This window comes from Neorhizobium vignae, from assembly GCF_000732195.1.
Classification (GTDB): domain Bacteria; phylum Pseudomonadota; class Alphaproteobacteria; order Rhizobiales; family Rhizobiaceae; genus Neorhizobium; species Neorhizobium vignae.
Genome location: NZ_JNNU01000029.1, coordinates 1 through 17441 on the forward strand (window position 1 = coordinate 1; position 17441 = coordinate 17441).

General features: G+C 63.3%; 16 protein-coding genes and 1 pseudogene. 11 read left to right on the forward strand and 6 right to left on the reverse strand.

All coding sequences use genetic code 11. From position 1 onward, the window contains the following. Positions 1-1064 (reverse strand): chaperonin GroEL (gene groL, locus GQ59_RS27855; RefSeq protein WP_037087615.1); only part of this gene is annotated, 1064 nt, incomplete at its 3' end. 59 nt (positions 1065-1123) lie between these two features. After that, positions 1124-1420 carry a co-chaperone GroES gene (gene groES, locus GQ59_RS27860; RefSeq protein WP_007752582.1) on the reverse strand — a complete coding sequence of 99 codons (297 nt, stop codon included), beginning with the start codon at positions 1418-1420 and terminating at the stop codon, positions 1124-1126. Positions 1421-1854: 434 nt separating this feature from the next. On the opposite strand from groES, the gene GQ59_RS27865 reads away from it, so the two are divergent. Beyond that, complete coding sequence (locus tag GQ59_RS27865) at positions 1855-2703, forward strand: TIGR01459 family HAD-type hydrolase (RefSeq protein ID WP_037087617.1); 849 nt, start codon at positions 1855-1857, stop codon at positions 2701-2703. 38 nt (positions 2704-2741) lie between these two features. Beyond that, positions 2742-3722 (forward strand): bifunctional riboflavin kinase/FAD synthetase, encoded by a 981-nt coding sequence (locus GQ59_RS27870; RefSeq protein WP_037087632.1) that lies wholly within the window; start codon positions 2742-2744, stop codon positions 3720-3722. A gap of 4 nt (positions 3723-3726) precedes the next feature. Here the strand turns inward: GQ59_RS27870 and GQ59_RS27875 are convergent, their stop codons facing one another. After that, positions 3727-4185 carry a type II toxin-antitoxin system VapC family toxin gene (locus GQ59_RS27875; protein ID WP_037087646.1) on the reverse strand — a complete coding sequence of 153 codons (459 nt, stop codon included), beginning with the start codon at positions 4183-4185 and terminating at the stop codon, positions 3727-3729. Then, a complete protein-coding gene (locus GQ59_RS27880; protein WP_037087660.1) occupies positions 4182-4454 on the reverse strand; it encodes a type II toxin-antitoxin system Phd/YefM family antitoxin in 273 nt (90 codons plus the stop codon). The genes GQ59_RS27875 and GQ59_RS27880 overlap by 4 nt, the downstream gene beginning before the upstream one ends. Before the next feature lie 280 nt (positions 4455-4734). Between GQ59_RS27880 and ileS the strand changes: the two genes are divergently transcribed. Both ileS and GQ59_RS27890 read left to right on the forward strand, forming a co-directional pair. Then, entirely contained in the window at positions 4735-7650 is a 2916-nt protein-coding gene (gene ileS, locus GQ59_RS27885) for an isoleucine--tRNA ligase (protein WP_037087675.1), read from the forward strand. A gap of 134 nt (positions 7651-7784) precedes the next feature. Further along, the gene (locus GQ59_RS27890) at positions 7785-8414 is read left to right on the forward strand and encodes a hypothetical protein (protein WP_037087676.1); all 630 of its coding nucleotides are present in this window, start codon (positions 7785-7787) and stop codon (positions 8412-8414) included. A 7-nt stretch (positions 8415-8421) separates the two neighbouring features. Here GQ59_RS27890 and GQ59_RS27895 read toward each other — a convergent pair whose 3' ends face one another. Beyond that, positions 8422-8877 carry a nucleoside deaminase gene (locus tag GQ59_RS27895; protein WP_037087678.1) on the reverse strand — a complete coding sequence of 152 codons (456 nt, stop codon included), beginning with the start codon at positions 8875-8877 and terminating at the stop codon, positions 8422-8424. A 147-nt stretch (positions 8878-9024) separates the two neighbouring features. Between GQ59_RS27895 and GQ59_RS27900 the strand changes: the two genes are divergently transcribed. The 4 genes and pseudogenes from GQ59_RS27900 to GQ59_RS27915 form a co-directional block, all read left to right on the forward strand. After that, entirely contained in the window at positions 9025-11196 is a 2172-nt protein-coding gene (locus tag GQ59_RS27900; protein WP_051904243.1) for a pseudouridine synthase, read from the forward strand. Positions 11197-11202: 6 nt separating this feature from the next. Then, positions 11203-11763, forward strand: a complete 561-nt coding sequence (gene rsmD / locus GQ59_RS27905) for a 16S rRNA (guanine(966)-N(2))-methyltransferase RsmD (RefSeq protein WP_037087680.1) — start codon at positions 11203-11205, stop codon at positions 11761-11763. Between the two features lie 10 nt (positions 11764-11773). Then, positions 11774-12655 (forward strand): patatin-like phospholipase family protein, encoded by an 882-nt coding sequence (locus GQ59_RS27910; RefSeq protein ID WP_037087681.1) that lies wholly within the window; start codon positions 11774-11776, stop codon positions 12653-12655. A gap of 98 nt (positions 12656-12753) precedes the next feature. Continuing rightward, positions 12754-12936 (forward strand): annotated as a pseudogene (locus GQ59_RS27915) (TetR/AcrR family transcriptional regulator); the annotation flags it as partial. On the opposite strand, the gene GQ59_RS27920 reads toward GQ59_RS27915, so the two are convergent. Next, positions 12933-14747 carry a monovalent cation:proton antiporter-2 (CPA2) family protein gene (locus GQ59_RS27920; protein ID WP_037087684.1) on the reverse strand — a complete coding sequence of 605 codons (1815 nt, stop codon included), beginning with the start codon at positions 14745-14747 and terminating at the stop codon, positions 12933-12935. The pseudogene GQ59_RS27915 and the gene GQ59_RS27920 sit on opposite strands and share 4 nt — an antisense overlap. A 104-nt stretch (positions 14748-14851) precedes the next feature. Between GQ59_RS27920 and GQ59_RS27925 the strand changes: the two genes are divergently transcribed. From GQ59_RS27925 to GQ59_RS27935, 3 genes are all read left to right on the forward strand, one after another. Then, positions 14852-16198, forward strand: a complete 1347-nt coding sequence (locus GQ59_RS27925) for a TldD/PmbA family protein (protein ID WP_037087733.1) — start codon at positions 14852-14854, stop codon at positions 16196-16198. A gap of 5 nt (positions 16199-16203) precedes the next feature. Beyond that, positions 16204-17007 carry a 3'(2'),5'-bisphosphate nucleotidase CysQ gene (locus tag GQ59_RS27930; RefSeq protein ID WP_037087686.1) on the forward strand — a complete coding sequence of 268 codons (804 nt, stop codon included), beginning with the start codon at positions 16204-16206 and terminating at the stop codon, positions 17005-17007. 63 nt (positions 17008-17070) lie between these two features. Further along, complete coding sequence (locus GQ59_RS27935) at positions 17071-17313, forward strand: DUF4170 domain-containing protein (protein WP_037087688.1); 243 nt, start codon at positions 17071-17073, stop codon at positions 17311-17313. Positions 17314-17441: the final 128 nt, after the last annotated feature.

The window sequence follows — 17441 nt, forward strand, 5'->3', positions numbered from 1 at the left end:
TCTTCGATCTGAGCCTTGATCTGACCAACGCGGCCTTCGATGTCGGCCTTCGAGCCGGCGCCGTCGACGATGGTGGTGTTTTCCTTGGAGATCGAGACCTTCTTGGTGCGGCCGAGCATGTCGAGCGTGACATTTTCGAGCTTGATGCCGAGGTCTTCGGAGATGACGGTGCCGCCCGTGAGGATGGCGATGTCTTCGAGCATGGCCTTGCGGCGGTCGCCGAAGCCCGGAGCCTTGACGGCAGCGATCTTGAGGCCGCCACGCAGCTTGTTGACGACGAGCGTTGCAAGAGCTTCGCCTTCGACGTCTTCAGCGATGATCAGGAGCGGCTTGCCGGTCTGGACGACGGCTTCGAGAACCGGGAGCATCGCCTGCAGGTTCGAGAGCTTCTTCTCGTGGAGGAGAATGAAAGCGTCGTCGAGGTCGGCGACCATCTTTTCCGGGTTGGTGACGAAGTAGGGCGACAGGTAGCCGCGGTCGAACTGCATGCCTTCGACGACTTCGAGCTCGGTTTCGGCGGTCTTGGCTTCTTCAACCGTGATGACGCCTTCGTTGCCGACCTTCTGCATGGCTTCAGCAATGTCGAGACCGACCTGCTTGTCGCCGTTTGCGGAGATCGTGCCGACCTGTGCGACTTCTTCCGACGTGGAGATCTTCTTGGCCTTGGCCTGGAGATCCTTGACGACGTCTGCAACGGCGAGATCGATGCCGCGCTTCAGGTCCATCGGGTTCATGCCGGCTGCAACGGCCTTGTTGCCTTCGCGAACGATGGCCTGGGCAAGAACGGTAGCCGTTGTGGTGCCGTCGCCGGCGATGTCGTTGGTCTTCGAAGCAACTTCGCGGACCATCTGGGCGCCCATGTTCTCGAACTTGTCGTCAAGTTCGATTTCCTTGGCGACCGATACGCCGTCCTTGGTGATGCGCGGAGCGCCGAAGGACTTGTCGATGATGACGTTGCGGCCCTTCGGGCCGAGCGTTACCTTGACTGCGTCAGCGAGAATGTCGACGCCGCGCAGCATCTTTTCGCGCGCGGTACGGCCGAACTTGATTTCTTTGGCTGCCATTTTGATAACTCCTGAAAAGGGGTGTCAGCGATTTCGAATGAAGAGCAACCGGCCTGAAATCAGCCGATGATGCCCATGATGTCGGATTCCTTCATGATCAGAAGGTCTTCGCCGTCGAGCTTGACTTCGGTGCCGGACCACTTGCCGAACAGGACGCGGTCGCCTGCCTTGACGTCGAGCGCGGTGATGTTGCCCTTGTCGTCGCGGGTGCCGGTGCCGACGGCGACGATTTCGCCTTCCTGCGGCTTTTCCTTGGCAGTATCAGGAATGATGATGCCGCCCTTGGTCTTGGCTTCGGATTCGACGCGACGAACAACGACGCGGTCGTGAAGGGGGCGGAAATTGGTGCTTGCCATTGTCTAATCCCTCGATCAAATGACATGGACGGGTGGAAACCCGTATCTCGGTGCTGTTAGCACTCCCGTTTGGAGAGTGCCAGCCGCGTCGAGATAAGGGTGCCCGGCGGATGAGTCAAGAACGGCCGTAAAATTTTCGGGACGGCTCGGAACTCATGGAAAATACGCTTAACGATTACGGATGCTGGGCCACGCCTGCGCCTGGCGGAACTGACGGCCGTTACCGGCCGCATCGGGGTCTTCGGTTTAGGCAGCCTCTCCGGGCAGGTCGGCATGTTGCACCGGACTTTGGTGGAAGAAAGGCGCTGGCGCGTTGGAGGGCAGTATGCGGTTACAAATGCGCCGAGGCGGTCGCGGCTTTTCTCCCGAATATCTCTTGTAATCCTGAACCGGGTTTGTCATGTGACCCGGGACTCGCGAGATGGGAAGGTTACATGGCAAAGCGCATCGGCAATCTGAACGAGGTGATCGGCGACTACGACGTGATCCTTTCCGACGTCTGGGGTGTGGTTCACAACGGTGTCGAGGCTTTCCAGCATTCCTGCAAGGCACTCGCCGCGGCCCGCGACGCCGGCGCCACCGTCGTGCTGATCACCAATTCACCGCGCACGGCACCCGGCGTCATCGAGCAGATGCGCACGCTCGGCGTACCCGACGGCACCTATGACCGGATCGTCACATCCGGCGACGTCACCCAGCACCTGATCGTCGACGGCCCGAAAAAGGTCTTCCTGATCGGTCCCGAACGCGACCTCAACCTGTTCGACGGGCTCGGCGTCGAGGTGGTCTCCGCCGACGAGGCGGAATGCATCGTCTGCACCGGTTTCTTCGACGACGAGAAGGAAGTACCGGAAGATTATACCGACATGCTGGCGGCGTTTGCCAAGCGTGACGTGCCTTTCATTTGCGCCAACCCGGATCTCGTCGTCGAGCGCGGCCACAAGATCATCCCCTGCGCCGGTGCGGTGGCGGCCTATTACGAGGAATTCGGCGGCAAGACCCGCGTCGCCGGCAAACCGCACCGTCCGATCTACGAGGCGACGATCGAAGCCGCCCGCGAAGTGCGCGGCGATTTCCCGATGAACCGCGTGCTGGCGATCGGCGACGGCATGCCGACCGACGTGCGCGGCGCGCTCGCATACGGCCTCGACCTGCTTTATATCAGCGCGGGCATTCATGTCGCGGAATACACCGTCAACGGCCAGACCGACGAGGCAATCCTCAACGCCTGGCTGAAGCGGGAAAATGCCGCGCCGAAATACTGGATGCCACGCCTCGCATAGCCCCCAGGGCCTGAATTGGCCTGAACCGGAACCCGCGCATGACTGTCTTCCACCGCAACGAGAAGAAGGAACCGCTGCCCGAGGAACTGAAGGGCGGCGTCATCGCCATCGGCAATTTCGACGGCGTGCATCGCGGCCATCGCAGCGTCCTGGAGCGTGCGCTGGCACTTGCCGAACAGCGCGGCGTACCCGCCCTGGTGCTGACCTTCGAGCCGCATCCGCGCACCGTTTTCCGTCCGGAAGAACCGGTCTTCCGCCTGACCCCGGCACCGCTCAAGGCTCGCCTGCTGGAAGCCATGGGTTTCCGCTCGGTGATCGAATATCCCTTCACGCGCGAGTTCGCGACCCGCTCGGCGGAAGAATTCATCCAGACCATTCTCGTGGATTGGCTATCAGCCAGCGCCGTCGTCACCGGTTTCGACTTTCATTTCGGCAAGGACCGGAAAGGCGGCCCGGCCTTCCTGATGGCATCGGGCGCCAAGCACGGTTTCAACGTGCAGCTGGTCGATGCCTTCCGTGACGAAAATGCCGAGGTGATCTCGTCCAGCCGTATCCGCGATCTGCTGGCGGAGGGCGATGTCTCCGCCGCGGCCGGCCTGCTCGGTTATCGCTATACGGTCGAGGCGGACGTGATCGGCGGCGAAAAGCTCGGCCGCCAGCTCGGTTTCCCGACCGCCAATATGCAGCTGCCGCCGGAGGCCGAACTCAAGGCCGGCATCTACGCCGTCCGCTTCCGCCGCCCCGACGGCACGCTTTTCGATGGCGTCGCCAGCTACGGCCGCCGCCCGACGGTGACGGAAAACGGTGCGCCCCTGCTCGAGACCTACCTTTTCGACTTTTCCGGCAGCCTTTACGGCGAAACCTGTTCCGTCTCCTTCTTCGGCCACCTGCGCGACGAACTGAAATTCGACGGGCTGGACGCCCTGGTCGCCCAGATCAAACGCGACGAGGAAGAGGCGCGGGGGCTGCTTTCCGGCGTGAGGCCACTTGGCGAAGTGGACGCCAAGATCGCGTTTTGAGGAATTAGCGGCGTCTCAGCGGAAACCGCTCGGGGTCGTCCTGCCAGGGATCGAAGATCGCAGCGCCTGACGCGCGGGTATCCTTCACGTTGCGGGTGGCGAGATAGAGATTGTGCTCGATCGCCGTCGCGGCAAACAGCGTATCGATTACTGGCGGCGCATGGCTGGCCGCCTGCTTCACCCTTCCGGATATAGCGCCCCACCGCCTGACGATCGCGTCGCTGACGGAAAGGGTCCGTCCGGCAAATCTGTCCTCGAGCGCATCACGGGCTGCGGCATAACGATAGCGATTTTCGTCATCCGCCGGCAGGTTCTCGATGCCCTTGTCGTATTCCGCGAGGGTCAGGATGCTGATGAAGAAACGGTCTTCATTTTGTCCGGCGGCCCACCGTTTGACGGAGGGTGCTCCGTTCGGGTTGATCAGGGCAGCGATGACATTGGTATCCAGCAGCCAGCCGATCACAGCTCGATATCCCGGCCGCGATCCGCTTCCCGCTCCGGCTCCAGCGTGTCCAGCCCCAGGCCTTCCATGAATTCCACGAAGGATTTCTTAGGTGTGGCTCTGGTCAGCCTCTCCAGCTCTTCCGTGCTGATCACGACGACGCTGTCGCGACCCCGCACGGTCACCCGCTGGGGGCCTTCGCTATGCGCGCGCCTCACCACTTCGCTGAAGCGTGCCTTGGCATCCTCCAGCTTCCAGCTATTGTCGTGAGCGATGGGCTTGCCCGGCATGAAAACCTCCGACTGGTCAGCTAGTCAGATATAGTCTCCGGGAGTTTGAAAGTCTAGGACGACATCTTGGTTTTGCCCCTTCCTTTCCGCCGCAAAAACCCTTAAGAACCGCCACCATGAAAAAATTCCGGCTGGCCCAGATCATTCGAATTATAGGCCCGGCCTTCCGCGCGCTGTAAGAGCGGCCGGAGGGTCCGGGTTTTTGGCGCTTCATGAGCGCCTTCCGCCAGCGAATTTTCATCGAGATGCGCCCCGTCGCGGCGCCAGGACGATTGCTCCCATGACCGATACCGCCGAAAAGCTCGACTATTCGAAAACCCTCTATCTGCCCGAAACCGATTTCCCGATGCGTGCAGGCCTGCCGCAGAAGGAGCCGGAACTGGTTGCCCGCTGGCAGCAGATGGACCTCTACAAGCAGCTCCGTGCCTCCGCCACGGGCCGCGAAAAATTCGTGCTGCATGACGGCCCGCCCTATGCCAACGGCAACATCCATATCGGCCACGCGCTGAACAAGATCCTGAAGGACGTCATCACACGCTCGTTCCAGATGCGTGGGTATGACTCCAACTATGTTCCGGGCTGGGATTGCCACGGCCTGCCGATCGAATGGAAGATCGAGGAAGCCTATCGCGCCAAGGGCAAGAACAAGGACGAGGTTCCGATCAACGAATTCCGCCGGGAATGCCGGGAATTCGCCGCCGGCTGGATCAAGGTCCAGGGTGAAGAGTTCAAGCGGCTCGGCATCGTCGGCGATTTTGAAAACCCGTATCTGACGATGAATTTTCACGCGGAAAGCCGCATCGCCGGCGAGCTGCTGAAGATCGCCCAGAGCGGTCAGCTTTATCGCGGCTCGAAGCCGATCATGTGGTCGGTCGTGGAGCGCACCGCGCTGGCCGAGGCCGAGGTCGAGTACCACGATTACGAGAGCGATACGATCTGGGTGAAGTTCCCGGTTATGATGGTGGAAGCTGAAAGGGAATCTGGTAAGTCCGATTTGCTAGGGTCCTCAGTGGTCATCTGGACGACAACGCCGTGGACCATCCCCGGCAACCGTGCAATCTCGTATTCGCCAAAGATCTCCTATGGTCTCTACGAGGTTACCGAGGCCGCCAACGATTTCGGCCCGCGTCCGGGCGAGAAGCTGATCTTCGCAGATAAGCTGGCTGAAGAAAGCTTCGTCAAGGCCAAGCTCCAATACAAGCGTCTCCGCGACCTTTCGGCTGACGAAATGGCGGCGATCGTCTGCGCCCATCCCTTCAAGGGCCTCGGTGGCGGCTACGATTTCGCCGTCCCGCTCCTCGCCGGCGATCACGTCACCGATGATGCCGGCACCGGTTTCGTCCACACGGCCCCCGGGCACGGCCGCGAGGACTTTGACGCCTGGACATCCGCCGCCCGCGATCTCGAAGCCCGCGGCATCTCGTCGAAAATCCCCTTCACGGTCGATGACGGCGGCTTCTACACGGCCGACGCCCCCGGTTTCGAGGGTGCCCGCGTCATGGACGACAACGGCAAGAAGGGCGATGCCAACGACCGCGTCATCAAGGCGCTGATCGAGCGCAACGCGCTGTTTGCCCGCGGCCGGATGAAGCATCAGTATCCGCATTCGTGGCGGTCGAAGAAGCCGATCATCTTCCGCAACACGCCGCAATGGTTCGTCTACATGGACAAGGATCTCGCCGACGGCACCACGCTGCGCTCGCGGGCGCTCAAAGCCATCGACGACACCCGTTTCGTGCCATCAGCCGGTCAGAACCGCCTGCGCGCGATGATCGAACAGCGCCCGGACTGGGTGCTTTCCCGTCAGCGCGCCTGGGGCGTGCCGATCTGCGTCTTTGTCGACGAGCAGGGGGAAATCCTCCAGGACGAAGCGGTCAACAAGCGCATCCTCGAAGCCTTCGACCTCGAAGGTGCCGACGCCTGGTTCGCCGAAGGTGCTCGCGAGCGCTTCCTCGGCTCGCGCGCCAACGAAGGCTGGACCCAGGTGATGGACATCCTCGATGTCTGGTTCGACTCCGGTTCGACGCACACCTTCACTTTGGAGGACCGTCCGGACCTGAAATGGCCGGCCGACGTCTATCTCGAAGGCTCCGACCAGCATCGCGGCTGGTTCCATTCCTCGCTGTTGGAATCCGCCGCCACTCGCGGCCGGGCGCCCTATGACACGGTCGTCACCCATGGCTTCACCATGGATGAGAAGGGCCAGAAGATGTCGAAGTCGCTCGGCAATGTCGTGGCGCCGCAGGACGTCATGAAGGATGCCGGCGCCGATATCCTGCGCCTCTGGGTGATGACAACCGACTATTGGGAAGACCAGCGCCTCGGCAAGACGATCATCCAGACCAATGTCGATGCGTATCGCAAGCTGCGCAACACGATCCGCTGGATGCTCGGCACGCTCGCCCATGACGAGGGCGAGAAGATCGCCTATGCCGACCTGCCGGAGCTCGAAAAGCTGATGCTGCATCGCCTGGCCGAGCTCGACAAGCTCGTGCGCGAAGGCTACGACGCCTTCGAGTTCAAGAAGATCGCCCGGGCGCTGATCGATTTCTCCAATATCGAACTGTCGGCCTTCTACTTCGATATCCGCAAGGATGCGCTTTATTGCGACGCCCCGTCGTCGCTGCGCCGTCGTGCGGCTCTCGCCGTCATCCGCAAGATCTTCGAGTGCACGGTGACCTGGCTTGCGCCCATGCTGCCGTTCACCACCGAGGAATCGTGGCTGTCGCGCAATCCGAACGCCGTCTCGATCCATCTCGAGCAGTTCCCGACGGTTCCGACGGAATGGAAAAACGATGCGGTCGCCGAAAAGTGGGCGCAGATCCGCAAGGTGCGTTCGGTTGTCACAGGCGCGCTCGAGATCGAACGCAAGGACAAGCGGATCGGCTCCTCGCTGGAGGCCGCACCGGTCGTCTATGTCAACGATCCGGAGCTGATGAAGGCGCTGGAAGGCCAGGATTTCGAAGAGACCTGCATCACGTCGGGCATCGCGATCGTTGCGGGCGAGGGGCCGGAGAGCGCCTTCCGTCTGCCGGAAGTGCAGGCCGTCGCGGTCGACCCGAAGCTCGCCGAAGGCACCAAATGCGCCCGCTCATGGCGGGTGACGACCGATGTCGGCTCCGATCCTGCCTATCCGGATGTGTCGGCGCGTGACGCTGCCGCATTGCACGAGTTGGCCGCCCTCGGCCGGCTTTGATGGTTGAAAGTCACCGGATGATTGCGCTTTGAGCAATCATCCGGTAAAACCGCCTGAAATTGGCCGGATTTTCCGGCCATCAGGCGTTTAGTTGTGTCTGAGGCGTCAGGACGGGCGCCGCTGGAAGGGTTTTGATGAAAGCGACATATGCGTTTCGTGTCGGCATGGGCGTGGCCGGTGTCCTCGCCTCGACATTGACCCTTTCGGGCTGCATCGGCGGCCCGACATACGGTACCGACAAGACAGCCATGGAACAGCTGACCGACGACCTCGGTCAGTCCGTCTCGCTGGGCGGCAAGAGCGCCGAAGCCAAAGCGAGCCTGAAATACAATCCGCGTCCTTCGCTGGTTGTCGCCAAGGGTCAGGACCAGACGCTGCCGACACCCCAGCAATCGCTGGCGAGTCGCGAAAGCAACCCCAACTGGGTCGAATCTCCGGAAGAAACCCGCAAGCGTCTGCGTGACGAAGCGGCGGCTCACGAGAACGATCCCAACTATCGCTCACCGCTGCTCGCGGGCAGCGGCCAGGCCGGTCAGATGACCGAAACGGAAAAGTGGGAAGCCTTCCGCAAGGCCAAGGAAAACGCCGAGACCGTCAGCGTCACCGGACGCCGTCGTTCGCTCGCCGAGCCGCCGGCGGAGTTCCGTTCGGCGGATGCGGCTGCCCTGTCGGATGTCGGCGAGCCCGAAAGCCAGAAGGAAAAGCGCCGGAAGGCGCAAGCCGCGGAAGCCAAGAAGGGCAGCGACTGGTGGAAGCTCTTCTAAGCCTGGCTTAGTTCTCTCTTTTCGATCTGAAAAAGCGGGTGAGCAGGATCGCGGCCTCGCTTTCGCCGAGGCCGGAATAGACTTCCGGCGCATGATGGCAGGTCGGCTGGGCAAAGAAGCGCACGCCGTTATCCACCGCGCCGCCTTTCGGATCTTCAGCGCCGTAATAGAGCCGCCGGATGCGCGCAAACGAGATCGCCGCCGCGCACATGGTGCAGGGTTCGAGCGTCACGTAGAGGTCGGCACCTGACAGCCGCTCCTGTCCAAGGGCGGCCGAGGCATCCCGGATGACGGCGATTTCGGCATGGGCGGTAACGTCGTTTTCGGCGCGGGTCCGGTTTCCGGACCGGGCGACGATAACGCCGTCGACGACCAGAACCGCACCGATCGGAACCTCGCCGCGGGCGGCCGCGTCTCTGGCTTCCGCAAGGGCTGCGTCCATGAACCCATCGGTATTAGGCATTTCGGCGATTTCCTCTTAACCCGGATCGCGCGAACTGGTAGGAAGCATCCAACTGGACGCCCGGCTGCGGGCACGAATCCATCTCAGTCAACACGAACAAGAATGTCCGGATCGCTCCGTAGACATCACGCTTCAGGCAAACAACAAATGAATTCCAAAGACAAGCCGAAGCGCGGCGAAGGCAAGACTTTCGTTCGCGAAACCAAACCAAGAGCCGCTCCGAAGGCCGGCGCTGGCGGCAAGGCGGGCTTTTCCGCCAAGGAAGGCCTTGCGCCCAGGAAGGGCTCCGCGGCCAAGAGCGGCGCTGAAAAGGCGGCAAAGCCCGTCCGCAAGCTGCCGCCGGCACCCGAAACCATGGAGGCCGAAGGCAAGCCCGAGCGCATCTCCAAGATCCTCGCCCGCGTCGGCGTCGCGTCGCGCCGCGATATCGAGCGGATGATCATGGAAGGCCGGGTCAGCCTGAACGGCAAGGTCCTCGATACCCCGGTCGTCAACGTGACGCTCGCCGACAAGATCGAGGTGGACGGCATGCCGATCCGCGGCATCGAGCGCACCCGCCTCTGGCTCTATCACAAGCCGGCCGGCTTGGTGACCACCAATTCCGATCCGGAAGGCCGCGCGACCGTTTTCGACAACCTGCCCGAAGGCCTGCCGCGGGTGCTCTCCATCGGCCGCCTCGACATCAATACCGAAGGCCTGCTGCTGCTGACCAACGATGGCGGCCTGTCGCGGGTGCTGGAACTGCCGACCACCGGCTGGCTGCGCCGTTACCGCGTGCGTGCCCATGGCGAGATCAAGCAGGAGGAACTGGACAAGCTGAAGGAGGGCATCGCCGTCGAAGGCGTGCTCTACGGCTCGATCGATGCGACGCTCGACCGCACCCAGGGCAGCAATTCCTGGATCACAATGGGCCTTCGCGAAGGCAAGAACCGCGAGATCAAGAACGTGCTCGGCGCGCTTGGCCTCGAGGTCAACCGCCTGATCCGCATTTCCTACGGACCGTTCCAGCTCGGGGACCTGCCGGAAGGCGAGGTGGTGGAAGTGCGGGGCCGCATGCTGCGCGACCAGCTCGGGCCGCGCCTCATCGAGGAATCCAAGGCGAATTTCGATGCGCCGATCTACACCGAGACCGGCGCTGACGATGAAGAGAAACCCGTCCGCGCCGAACGCTCGGCCCGCACCGAGCACTCGGAATGGGCGGCAAGACCGGAGCGGAGCGACCGTCCGCGCGCCGGCAAGCCGGAGGACCGGCGCGAAAAGGCGCTCGGCCGTCTGGATACCAAGCGCGACGACCGCAAGTTCGCCGACAAGCCGCGCGGCGCAAAGCCGTTCGGCGGTCGCGCTGAGGACGAGGACGACCGGCCGAAGAAGCGTCCGCCGATGGGCACCAGCCGCACCGCCAATGTCTGGATGGCGCCTGGCGCCCGCCCGACCACCGAAAACAAGACCCGCAAATTTTCCGCCCGTGCCGAGGCCGAGCAGCTTTTCAAGAAGCCCACGCCTCAGAACGACCGGCCGGTTATCGTCAACCGCGCCCAGGAGGACAGCGACTGGATCCGCGCCGACGGTCCTGACAAGCCGGAGAAGGGCGATTTCGGCAATAAGCGGTCCTCTGGTGATCGCCCGCCCCGCGGTGATCGTCCCTTCGCTGACAAGCCCAAGGGTGAGCGCTCATTCGGCGAACGCAAGCCGCGCGAAGGTGGCGAGCGTCCCCGAACCAAGTCCTTCTCCGGCGAGGCTCGCTCGGAACGTCCGCGTGGCGACCGCCCATTCGGCGACAAACCTCGCGGCGACCGCCCGTTTGCTGACCGCAAGCCACGGGCCGATGGTGATCGTCCTGCGCGCTCCTTCGGCGAAGGCCGTTCCGAGCGCCCGCGCGGCGAGCGTCCTTCCGGTGACCGTCCGCCCCGTGGAGACCGTCCGTTTGGCGACAAGCCGAGGGGCGAACGCTCCTTCGGTGACAAGCCCAGAGGCGAACGTCCATTCGGCGACCGCAAACCGCGCGAGGACGGAGAGCGTCCCGCACGGTCCTTCTCCGCAGGCGAGGGGCGCTCCGAGCGTCCGCGCAGCGACCGGCCGTTTTCGGATCGGCCGCCGCGTGGTGATCGTCCCGCAGGTGATCGGCCTGCCGGCGACAGGCCGCGCGGTGGAAAGCCGTTCGGAGCAAAGCCGGGCGGCGGCAAGAGCTTTGGCGGAAAGCCTTCCGGCGGCCGCGGAAAGCCGGCGGGTGCCGGTGGCAAGCCCGGGGGCAAGCCTGGTGGCCGGCCCGCCTCGGGCGGACGCCCGGCCGGCGGCAAGCCGCGCACGCCGAGAGGGTAACGCGCAGTGCGGATCGTCGGTGGTGAATTTCGCGGTCGGTCTCTGGCCACGCCCAAAACAAGCGACATCCGGCCGACCATCGACCGGACGCGTGAAAGCCTGTTCAACATCATCGGCCACGTCTATCCGCAGGCACTGGATGGCGGCCGGGTGATCGACCTTTTCGCCGGCACCGGCGCTGTCGGGCTGGAGGCGTTGTCGCGCGGCTGCAAGAGTGCGCTCTTCGTCGAGAACGGCGTCGAGGGCAGGGGCCTGTTGTGGGAGAATATCGACAGTCTCGGCCTGCATGGCCGGGCGCGCATCCTGCGCCGTGATGCCACAAAGCTCGGCACGGCCAATAATATCGAGCCGTTCCATTTCCTGTTCGCCGACCCGCCCTATGGCCAGGGGCTCGGCGAGGGCGCCATGCTTTCGGCCCATGCCGGCGGCTGGCTCGCGCCCGGAGCCCTTGCCATTCTGGAGGAGCGGGCCGACATCAATCCTTCCGTGGATGCCGTCTTCAAGTTTTTGGAGAGCCGGACGTTCGGCGATACCCGCATGGATTTTTTCCGCTACCAGCCGGCCTGAGGTCAGAGGAATGAATACGAGGCTTGCAGTTCCCGATCTCGAAGCCGTCAGAGCCAAGGGCGGCCTGACGTTTGCGGTTGCTCTCGGCGGCGGCGGCGCGCGCGGCCTCTCCCATATCCAGGTCATCGAGGCGCTCGACGAACTCGGCATACGGCCCGTGGCGATTTCCGGCTCGTCGATCGGCGCGATCATCGGCGCCGGCATGGCGTCGGGCATGACCGGACGCGAGATCCGCGAATACGCGCTGGAGACGGTCGGCCATCGCGGCACCCTCTTGAACAAGCTCTGGGGTCTCGGCCCCGCGACCATGCGCGACAAGCTCGGTGGTTTCCGCTTCGGGCAGTTCAATCTCGAACTGATCCTCGATGCCTTCCTGCCGCCGCAGGTGCCGGAGGATTTCGCCGATCTCGAAATCCCGATGAAGATCTCGGCTACCGATTATTACGGCCAGGCGGAGGTGATCCTCGAACAGGGCGAACTGCGCACCGCGATCGCCGCCTCTGCCGCCATTCCGGGCCTGTTCATGCCGGTCCGGGTGAACGGCCGGGTGATGATCGACGGCGGCGTCTTCAATCCCGTCCCTTATGAGCAGCTGATGGACGTTGCCGATGTGGTGATCGGAGTCGACGTGGTCGGTGCGCCGGAAGGCGACGGCACCCATGCGCCCAATCGCATCGACAGCCTGTTCGGGGCCAGCCAGCTCACCATGCAGGCCAGCATCGCGCTCAAGCTGAAGCTCAATCCGCCCCAGATCTTCCTTCGGCCGTCGGTCAACCGTTTCCGGGTGCTGGACTTCCTGAAGGCCCGCGACATCCTCGACGAATCCGAGCACGTCAAGGATGAGTTGAAGCGCGCCATCGACGCGCTTCATGCGGCGGCAGCCGAAGCCTGACGGTTCGGCCAGCTATGCGGCCTCGGTTTTCCGGGGAGCGCTGAAAACATTGCGGCCGATCTTGCGTGCGATCTCCGATGGGAAACCGGGCTTATCCAGCGCTTCTACCGTTCGCAGAGGCCGGTCATATAGCCTCGCCCGGGCTCTGGGCCATGCTCGGTGCAGCCGAGGCGCTGTCGAACGCCGCCGCGAGCGGCGATATCACGGCGGCAGGGGCCAAGGCCGAGCTTTTCGAGACGATCGTCGCGATGGTCGCAAGAGGGAGCGCCGGCCGGCCCTAGCCGTTCTCGGCCGTCGCGGGTTCCGCGCTCAGTTCGTCGGCGTCCACCACCATCGACCGCTTCGGCTTGATCAACGGTTCCGGCCGGACCGGGCTGTTGAACAGCATCTCGCGGCCGGCGCCGAGCCCCTGTACGGCCTGGATCTGCAGCCGCTCCTCGTCGCGCTGGCGGATGTCGTCACGGATATCGTCGGCCTCGTTTTCGCTCATGCCGAGCGCTTCCAGCGTCTTTTTGCCGAACAGCAGGCCGGATTCCAGGGTCTCGCGCAGCTCGTATTCGACGTTCCGATCTCGCAGCGACAGCGAATGGATACGGTCGTAGGAGCGGACATAGAGGCGCACGTCCGGAAATTGCGAGCGGATGAGATCGACGATCTGGTCGGTCGTCTCGCGTTTCTGAGTGGTGACGGCGACGATCTTCGCCTTCTCGATGCCCGACGCGATCAGCACGTCCCGACGTGTCCCGTCGCCGAAATAGATACGGAAACCGAAGGAGGCGGCCTGGCGGATGCGGTCGGCGGAATCGTCGATGACGGTGACCTCGCGGCCGCCGGCGAGCAGGATCTGAGCGGCGATCTGGCCGAAACGCGAAAACCCGATCATCAGCACGTCGGCCCCGGCACCGTCGAAATCCTCCTCCAGTTCCTCGCGGCTCTCGCCGTGGAGGAGCCGTTTGGAAAGTGCCGCACCGAACGGCGTGAGCGCCATCGAAAGCGTCACGGCTGCGATCAGCAGCGAGGCGGTGGCCGACGAGAACAGGCCGCTCGCGGTTGCCGTGGTGAACAGCACGAAGCCGAATTCGCCGCCCTGCGGCAGCAGGAACGCGATGCGCACCGCGTCATTGTGCGGCGAACCCCAGAGCCGGGAGAGCCCGTAGACGATCAGCGCCTTGAGTGCCATGAAGATCGGCACCGCGGGCAGTATGAAGAAGATGTTGTCGAGGATGACATGGACTTCCAGCGACAGGCCGACAGCGATGAAGAACAGCGCCAGAAGCAGGCCGCGGAAGGGTTCGATATCCGCTTCCAGCTCGTGCCGGTAGGAAGACTCGGCCAGCATCACGCCGGACAGGAAGGCGCCCATAGCCATCGACAGGCCGGCCGCCTGCATCGCCGCCGCCGATCCCAGCACCACCAGCAGCGCAGCGGCGATCATCACCTCCCGCGCACCGGTGCTGGCAATAATCTGGAACATCGGCGTCAGAAGATAGCGACCGGCAATCACCATGGCGCCGACTGCTCCGACCGCGATTGCAAAATCCAGAAGCGGCGAGGCTTCCGTCTCCGTGGTTCCAGGTGCCAGGATGGTGATCAGTGCCAGCAGCGGCACGATGGCAAGATCCTGGAACAGCAGCACCGAAAACGATCGCTGGCCGTGTCGGCTGTTCATCTCGCCGTCGTCGTTGAGGATCTGCAGGGCAAACGCCGTCGAGGACAATGCAAGGCCGAAACCGACAATCAGGCTGCCGCGCCAGTCCGCCATGTTGGTCAGATACGCCAATCCGGTCAGCACCAGTCCCGAGATCACCACCTGTGCCGGCCCGAGGCCGAAGACGTCGCCGCGCATCTGCCAGAGACGCGCAGGCTTCAGTTCGAGCCCGATGATGAACAGCAGGAAAACGATGCCGAATTCCGCGAAATGCAGCACTTCTTCTGTCTCGACGATCTGCTGCATGATCGGTCCGATGACCACTCCGGCGGCAAGATAACCGAGCACCGTGCCGAGTCCCAGCTTCCTGAACACCGGGGCGGCGATCACCGCGCCGGCAAGCAGGAGAAGCATTTGGGAAAATAGCGAGTCCGGAGCGGTCATGAAGGGTGCTTTCAGTCTAAGGTGGGAAATCAAGAATCGGCGAGCCGCCCTTGATGCTTCTGACAGTGCACAATAAATGGGACGAGAATGAAAGGCTTGCAATCATGACCTCTGAAATCGATTCCGCCGAACTGCTTTCCCGCGCCAGCCAACTGATCGATCTAGCCAAGGCCGCGGGAGCGGATCAGGCGGATGCGGTCGTGGTTCGCTCCCGGTCCCGCTCCGTCAGCGTCCGTCTCGGCAAGGTCGAGGGCACGGAAGCGTCCGAGAGCGACGACTTCTCGCTTCGCGTCTTCGTCGGACGCCAGGTGGCCAGCGTCTCGGCCAATCCCGGCTTCGACATGAAGGTGCTTGCCGAGCGCGCCGTCGCCATGGCCAAGGTCTCTCCCGAGGATCCTTTCGCCTGCCTTGCGGACGAAGCCGACCTCGCCAGATCCTATCCGGACCTCGAGCTCTACGATCCGACCGATGTGCCGACCGATGCATTGCGCGAAGCGGCGCTCGAAATGGAGCAGGCGGCGCTCGACGTCCACGGTGTCACCAATTCCTCCGGTTCCGGCGCATCGTCCGGCATGGGTGGCCTCGTGCTCGTCACCTCCCACGGCTTTTCCGGCAGCTACACGGCGTCCCGTTTCGGCCGCTCCGTCAGCGTCATTGCTGGCGAGGGCACGAAGATGGAGCGCGATTACGATTTCGACAGCCGCCTTTATGCCGCCGACCTCGACGATCCGAAACTGATCGGCCGCCGTGCCGGCGAGCGCGCCGTCAAGCGCGTCAATCCGCGCCAGGTCGATACCGGCAGCAACGTCACCGTCGTCTTCGATCCGCGCATTGCCCGCGGTTTCGTCGGTCATATCGCCGGCGCCATCAACGGCGCGTCTGTCGCCCGCAAGACTAGCTTCCTGCGTGACAAGATGGGCCAGCAGGTGCTGAAGGCCGGGCTCAGCATCACCGATGATCCGCTGATCGTGCGTGGTTCCTCTTCACGGCCCTTCGACGGCGAGGGTGTGTCGGGCGAACGCATGGTGATGATCGAGGACGGCGTCCTGAACCACTGGTTCCTGTCGACCTCGACGGCGCGAGAGCTCGGGCTTGCCACCAACGGCCGCGGCGTGCGCGGCGGCACGGCCGTCTCGCCCGCTTCCACCAACCTGGCGCTGGAACCCGGCGACATCTCGCCCGAGGACCTGATCCGGTCGATCGGCAACGGTTTCTACATCACCGAACTGATCGGCCAGGGCGTCAACATGATCACCGGCGAATACTCGCGCGGGGCGACCGGCTTCTGGATCGAGAATGGCGAACTCGCCTATCCCGTTTCGGAAGTGACCATTGCGTCCAACCTCAAGGACATGTTCATGCGCCTGACGCCGGCCAACGACATAGATCGCAAGTTCGGCGTCGCCTCTCCGACCATCGCCATCGAGGGCATGACGCTGGCGGGACGCTGATCTCGATGACGGTTGCTGAAGCTTGGGCTCAGGATCTCGAACTCATTCTCGACGCGGCACGCCAGGCCGGCGAGATCGCCCATGGCTTTTTCGGCCGCTCGCCGGAAGTCTGGTGGAAGAACGAGGGCAGGTCGCCGGTCAGTGCGGCGGATTTCGCCGCCAACGACCGGCTGCAGACCCTGCTTCTGAAGGCCCGGCCGGATTACGGCTGGCTCTCCGAAGAAACCGACGACGATGTCGCCCGGCTTGGCCGTGAAACGCTCTTCGTCGTCGATCCGATCGACGGCACCCGCGCCTTCATCAACGGCGAGAAGACCTGGTGCGTCTCGGTAGCCGTCGTGCATCGTGGGCAGCCGGTGGCGGGTGTTCTTGTGGCACCGGCGCTCGACGAGGAGTTTTCCGCGGTTAGGGATGGGCCTGCGCTGAAGAATGGCGGGCGGATTTCGGTCACCGCCGCCCGCAGCAACGCAGAACTGGTCATCGCGGCCGACGAAAACCTCGTCAAGAGATTCGAGCCGGATTTTCGCGACGAAGTCCGCCGTGTGCGGCATGTGCCGTCGCTCGCCTACCGGCTCGCCATGATCGCCGACGGCAGCATCGATGGCACCGTCGTCAAGCGTGCCTCTCACGACTGGGATCTGGCGGCTGCCGACCTCATTCTCGAGCGGGCGGGCGGTCGCCTCATCGATCTTGCCGGCAACCGGCTTGTCTACAATCGCGAAAGCGTCAGCCATGAAATGCTGGCCGCCGGCGCCGAACACGCGCTTCACAGCCTTTTACCCAAGCTCGCGAGGCTCGCTCCGGGTTGACCTTTCGCTGGGAATGCAGCAGAGGAAGGGCCGGGGGAGCTGGAACGGACGGAATATCGGACAATGACGGAAACGGGCGAAAAGAAACAACTTCTGCACCTGGTCTTCGGCGGCGAACTGCAGAGCCTGGAAGGCCTCCAATTCAAGGACCTTTCGGCCGTTGATATCGTCGGCATCTATCCCGACTACGCCAGCGCGCTGATCGCTTGGCGGGGCAAGGCGCAGCAGACGGTCGACAACGCTCATATGCGGTATTTCATCGTTCACATGCACCGCCTGCTCGATCCTGATACTAAGTCGGCTTGAGATAAGCCTCGCGTCTTACAATGTGCTCGCAATGCCGGTCCCTCGCCTGGTATCGATCCCGGGGACCCTTTTTTGACGCATTTGTAAAACACAAAAAACTGGGTTACGGATGAGCAATCGGAGGGTCT

Bases quoted from the DNA above. Each gene is read 5' to 3' on its own strand.
- groES (WP_007752582.1), bottom strand. From the start codon at position 1,420: ATGGCAAGCACCAATTTCCGCCCCCTTCACGACCGCGTCGTTGTTCGT.
- GQ59_RS27865 (WP_037087617.1), top strand. From the start codon at position 1,855: ATGGCAAAGCGCATCGGCAATCTGAACGAGGTGATCGGCGACTACGAC.
- GQ59_RS27870 (WP_037087632.1), top strand. From the start codon at position 2,742: ATGACTGTCTTCCACCGCAACGAGAAGAAGGAACCGCTGCCCGAGGAA.
- GQ59_RS27880 (WP_037087660.1), bottom strand. From the start codon at position 4,454: ATGCCGGGCAAGCCCATCGCTCACGACAATAGCTGGAAGCTGGAGGAT.
- ileS (WP_037087675.1), top strand. From the start codon at position 4,735: ATGACCGATACCGCCGAAAAGCTCGACTATTCGAAAACCCTCTATCTG.
- GQ59_RS27890 (WP_037087676.1), top strand. From the start codon at position 7,785: ATGAAAGCGACATATGCGTTTCGTGTCGGCATGGGCGTGGCCGGTGTC.
- GQ59_RS27895 (WP_037087678.1), bottom strand. From the start codon at position 8,877: ATGCCTAATACCGATGGGTTCATGGACGCAGCCCTTGCGGAAGCCAGA.
- GQ59_RS27900 (WP_051904243.1), top strand. From the start codon at position 9,025: ATGAATTCCAAAGACAAGCCGAAGCGCGGCGAAGGCAAGACTTTCGTT.
- GQ59_RS27910 (WP_037087681.1), top strand. From the start codon at position 11,774: ATGAATACGAGGCTTGCAGTTCCCGATCTCGAAGCCGTCAGAGCCAAG.
- GQ59_RS27920 (WP_037087684.1), bottom strand. From the start codon at position 14,747: ATGACCGCTCCGGACTCGCTATTTTCCCAAATGCTTCTCCTGCTTGCC.
- GQ59_RS27925 (WP_037087733.1), top strand. From the start codon at position 14,852: ATGACCTCTGAAATCGATTCCGCCGAACTGCTTTCCCGCGCCAGCCAA.
- GQ59_RS27930 (WP_037087686.1), top strand. From the start codon at position 16,204: ATGACGGTTGCTGAAGCTTGGGCTCAGGATCTCGAACTCATTCTCGAC.
- GQ59_RS27935 (WP_037087688.1), top strand. From the start codon at position 17,071: ATGACGGAAACGGGCGAAAAGAAACAACTTCTGCACCTGGTCTTCGGC.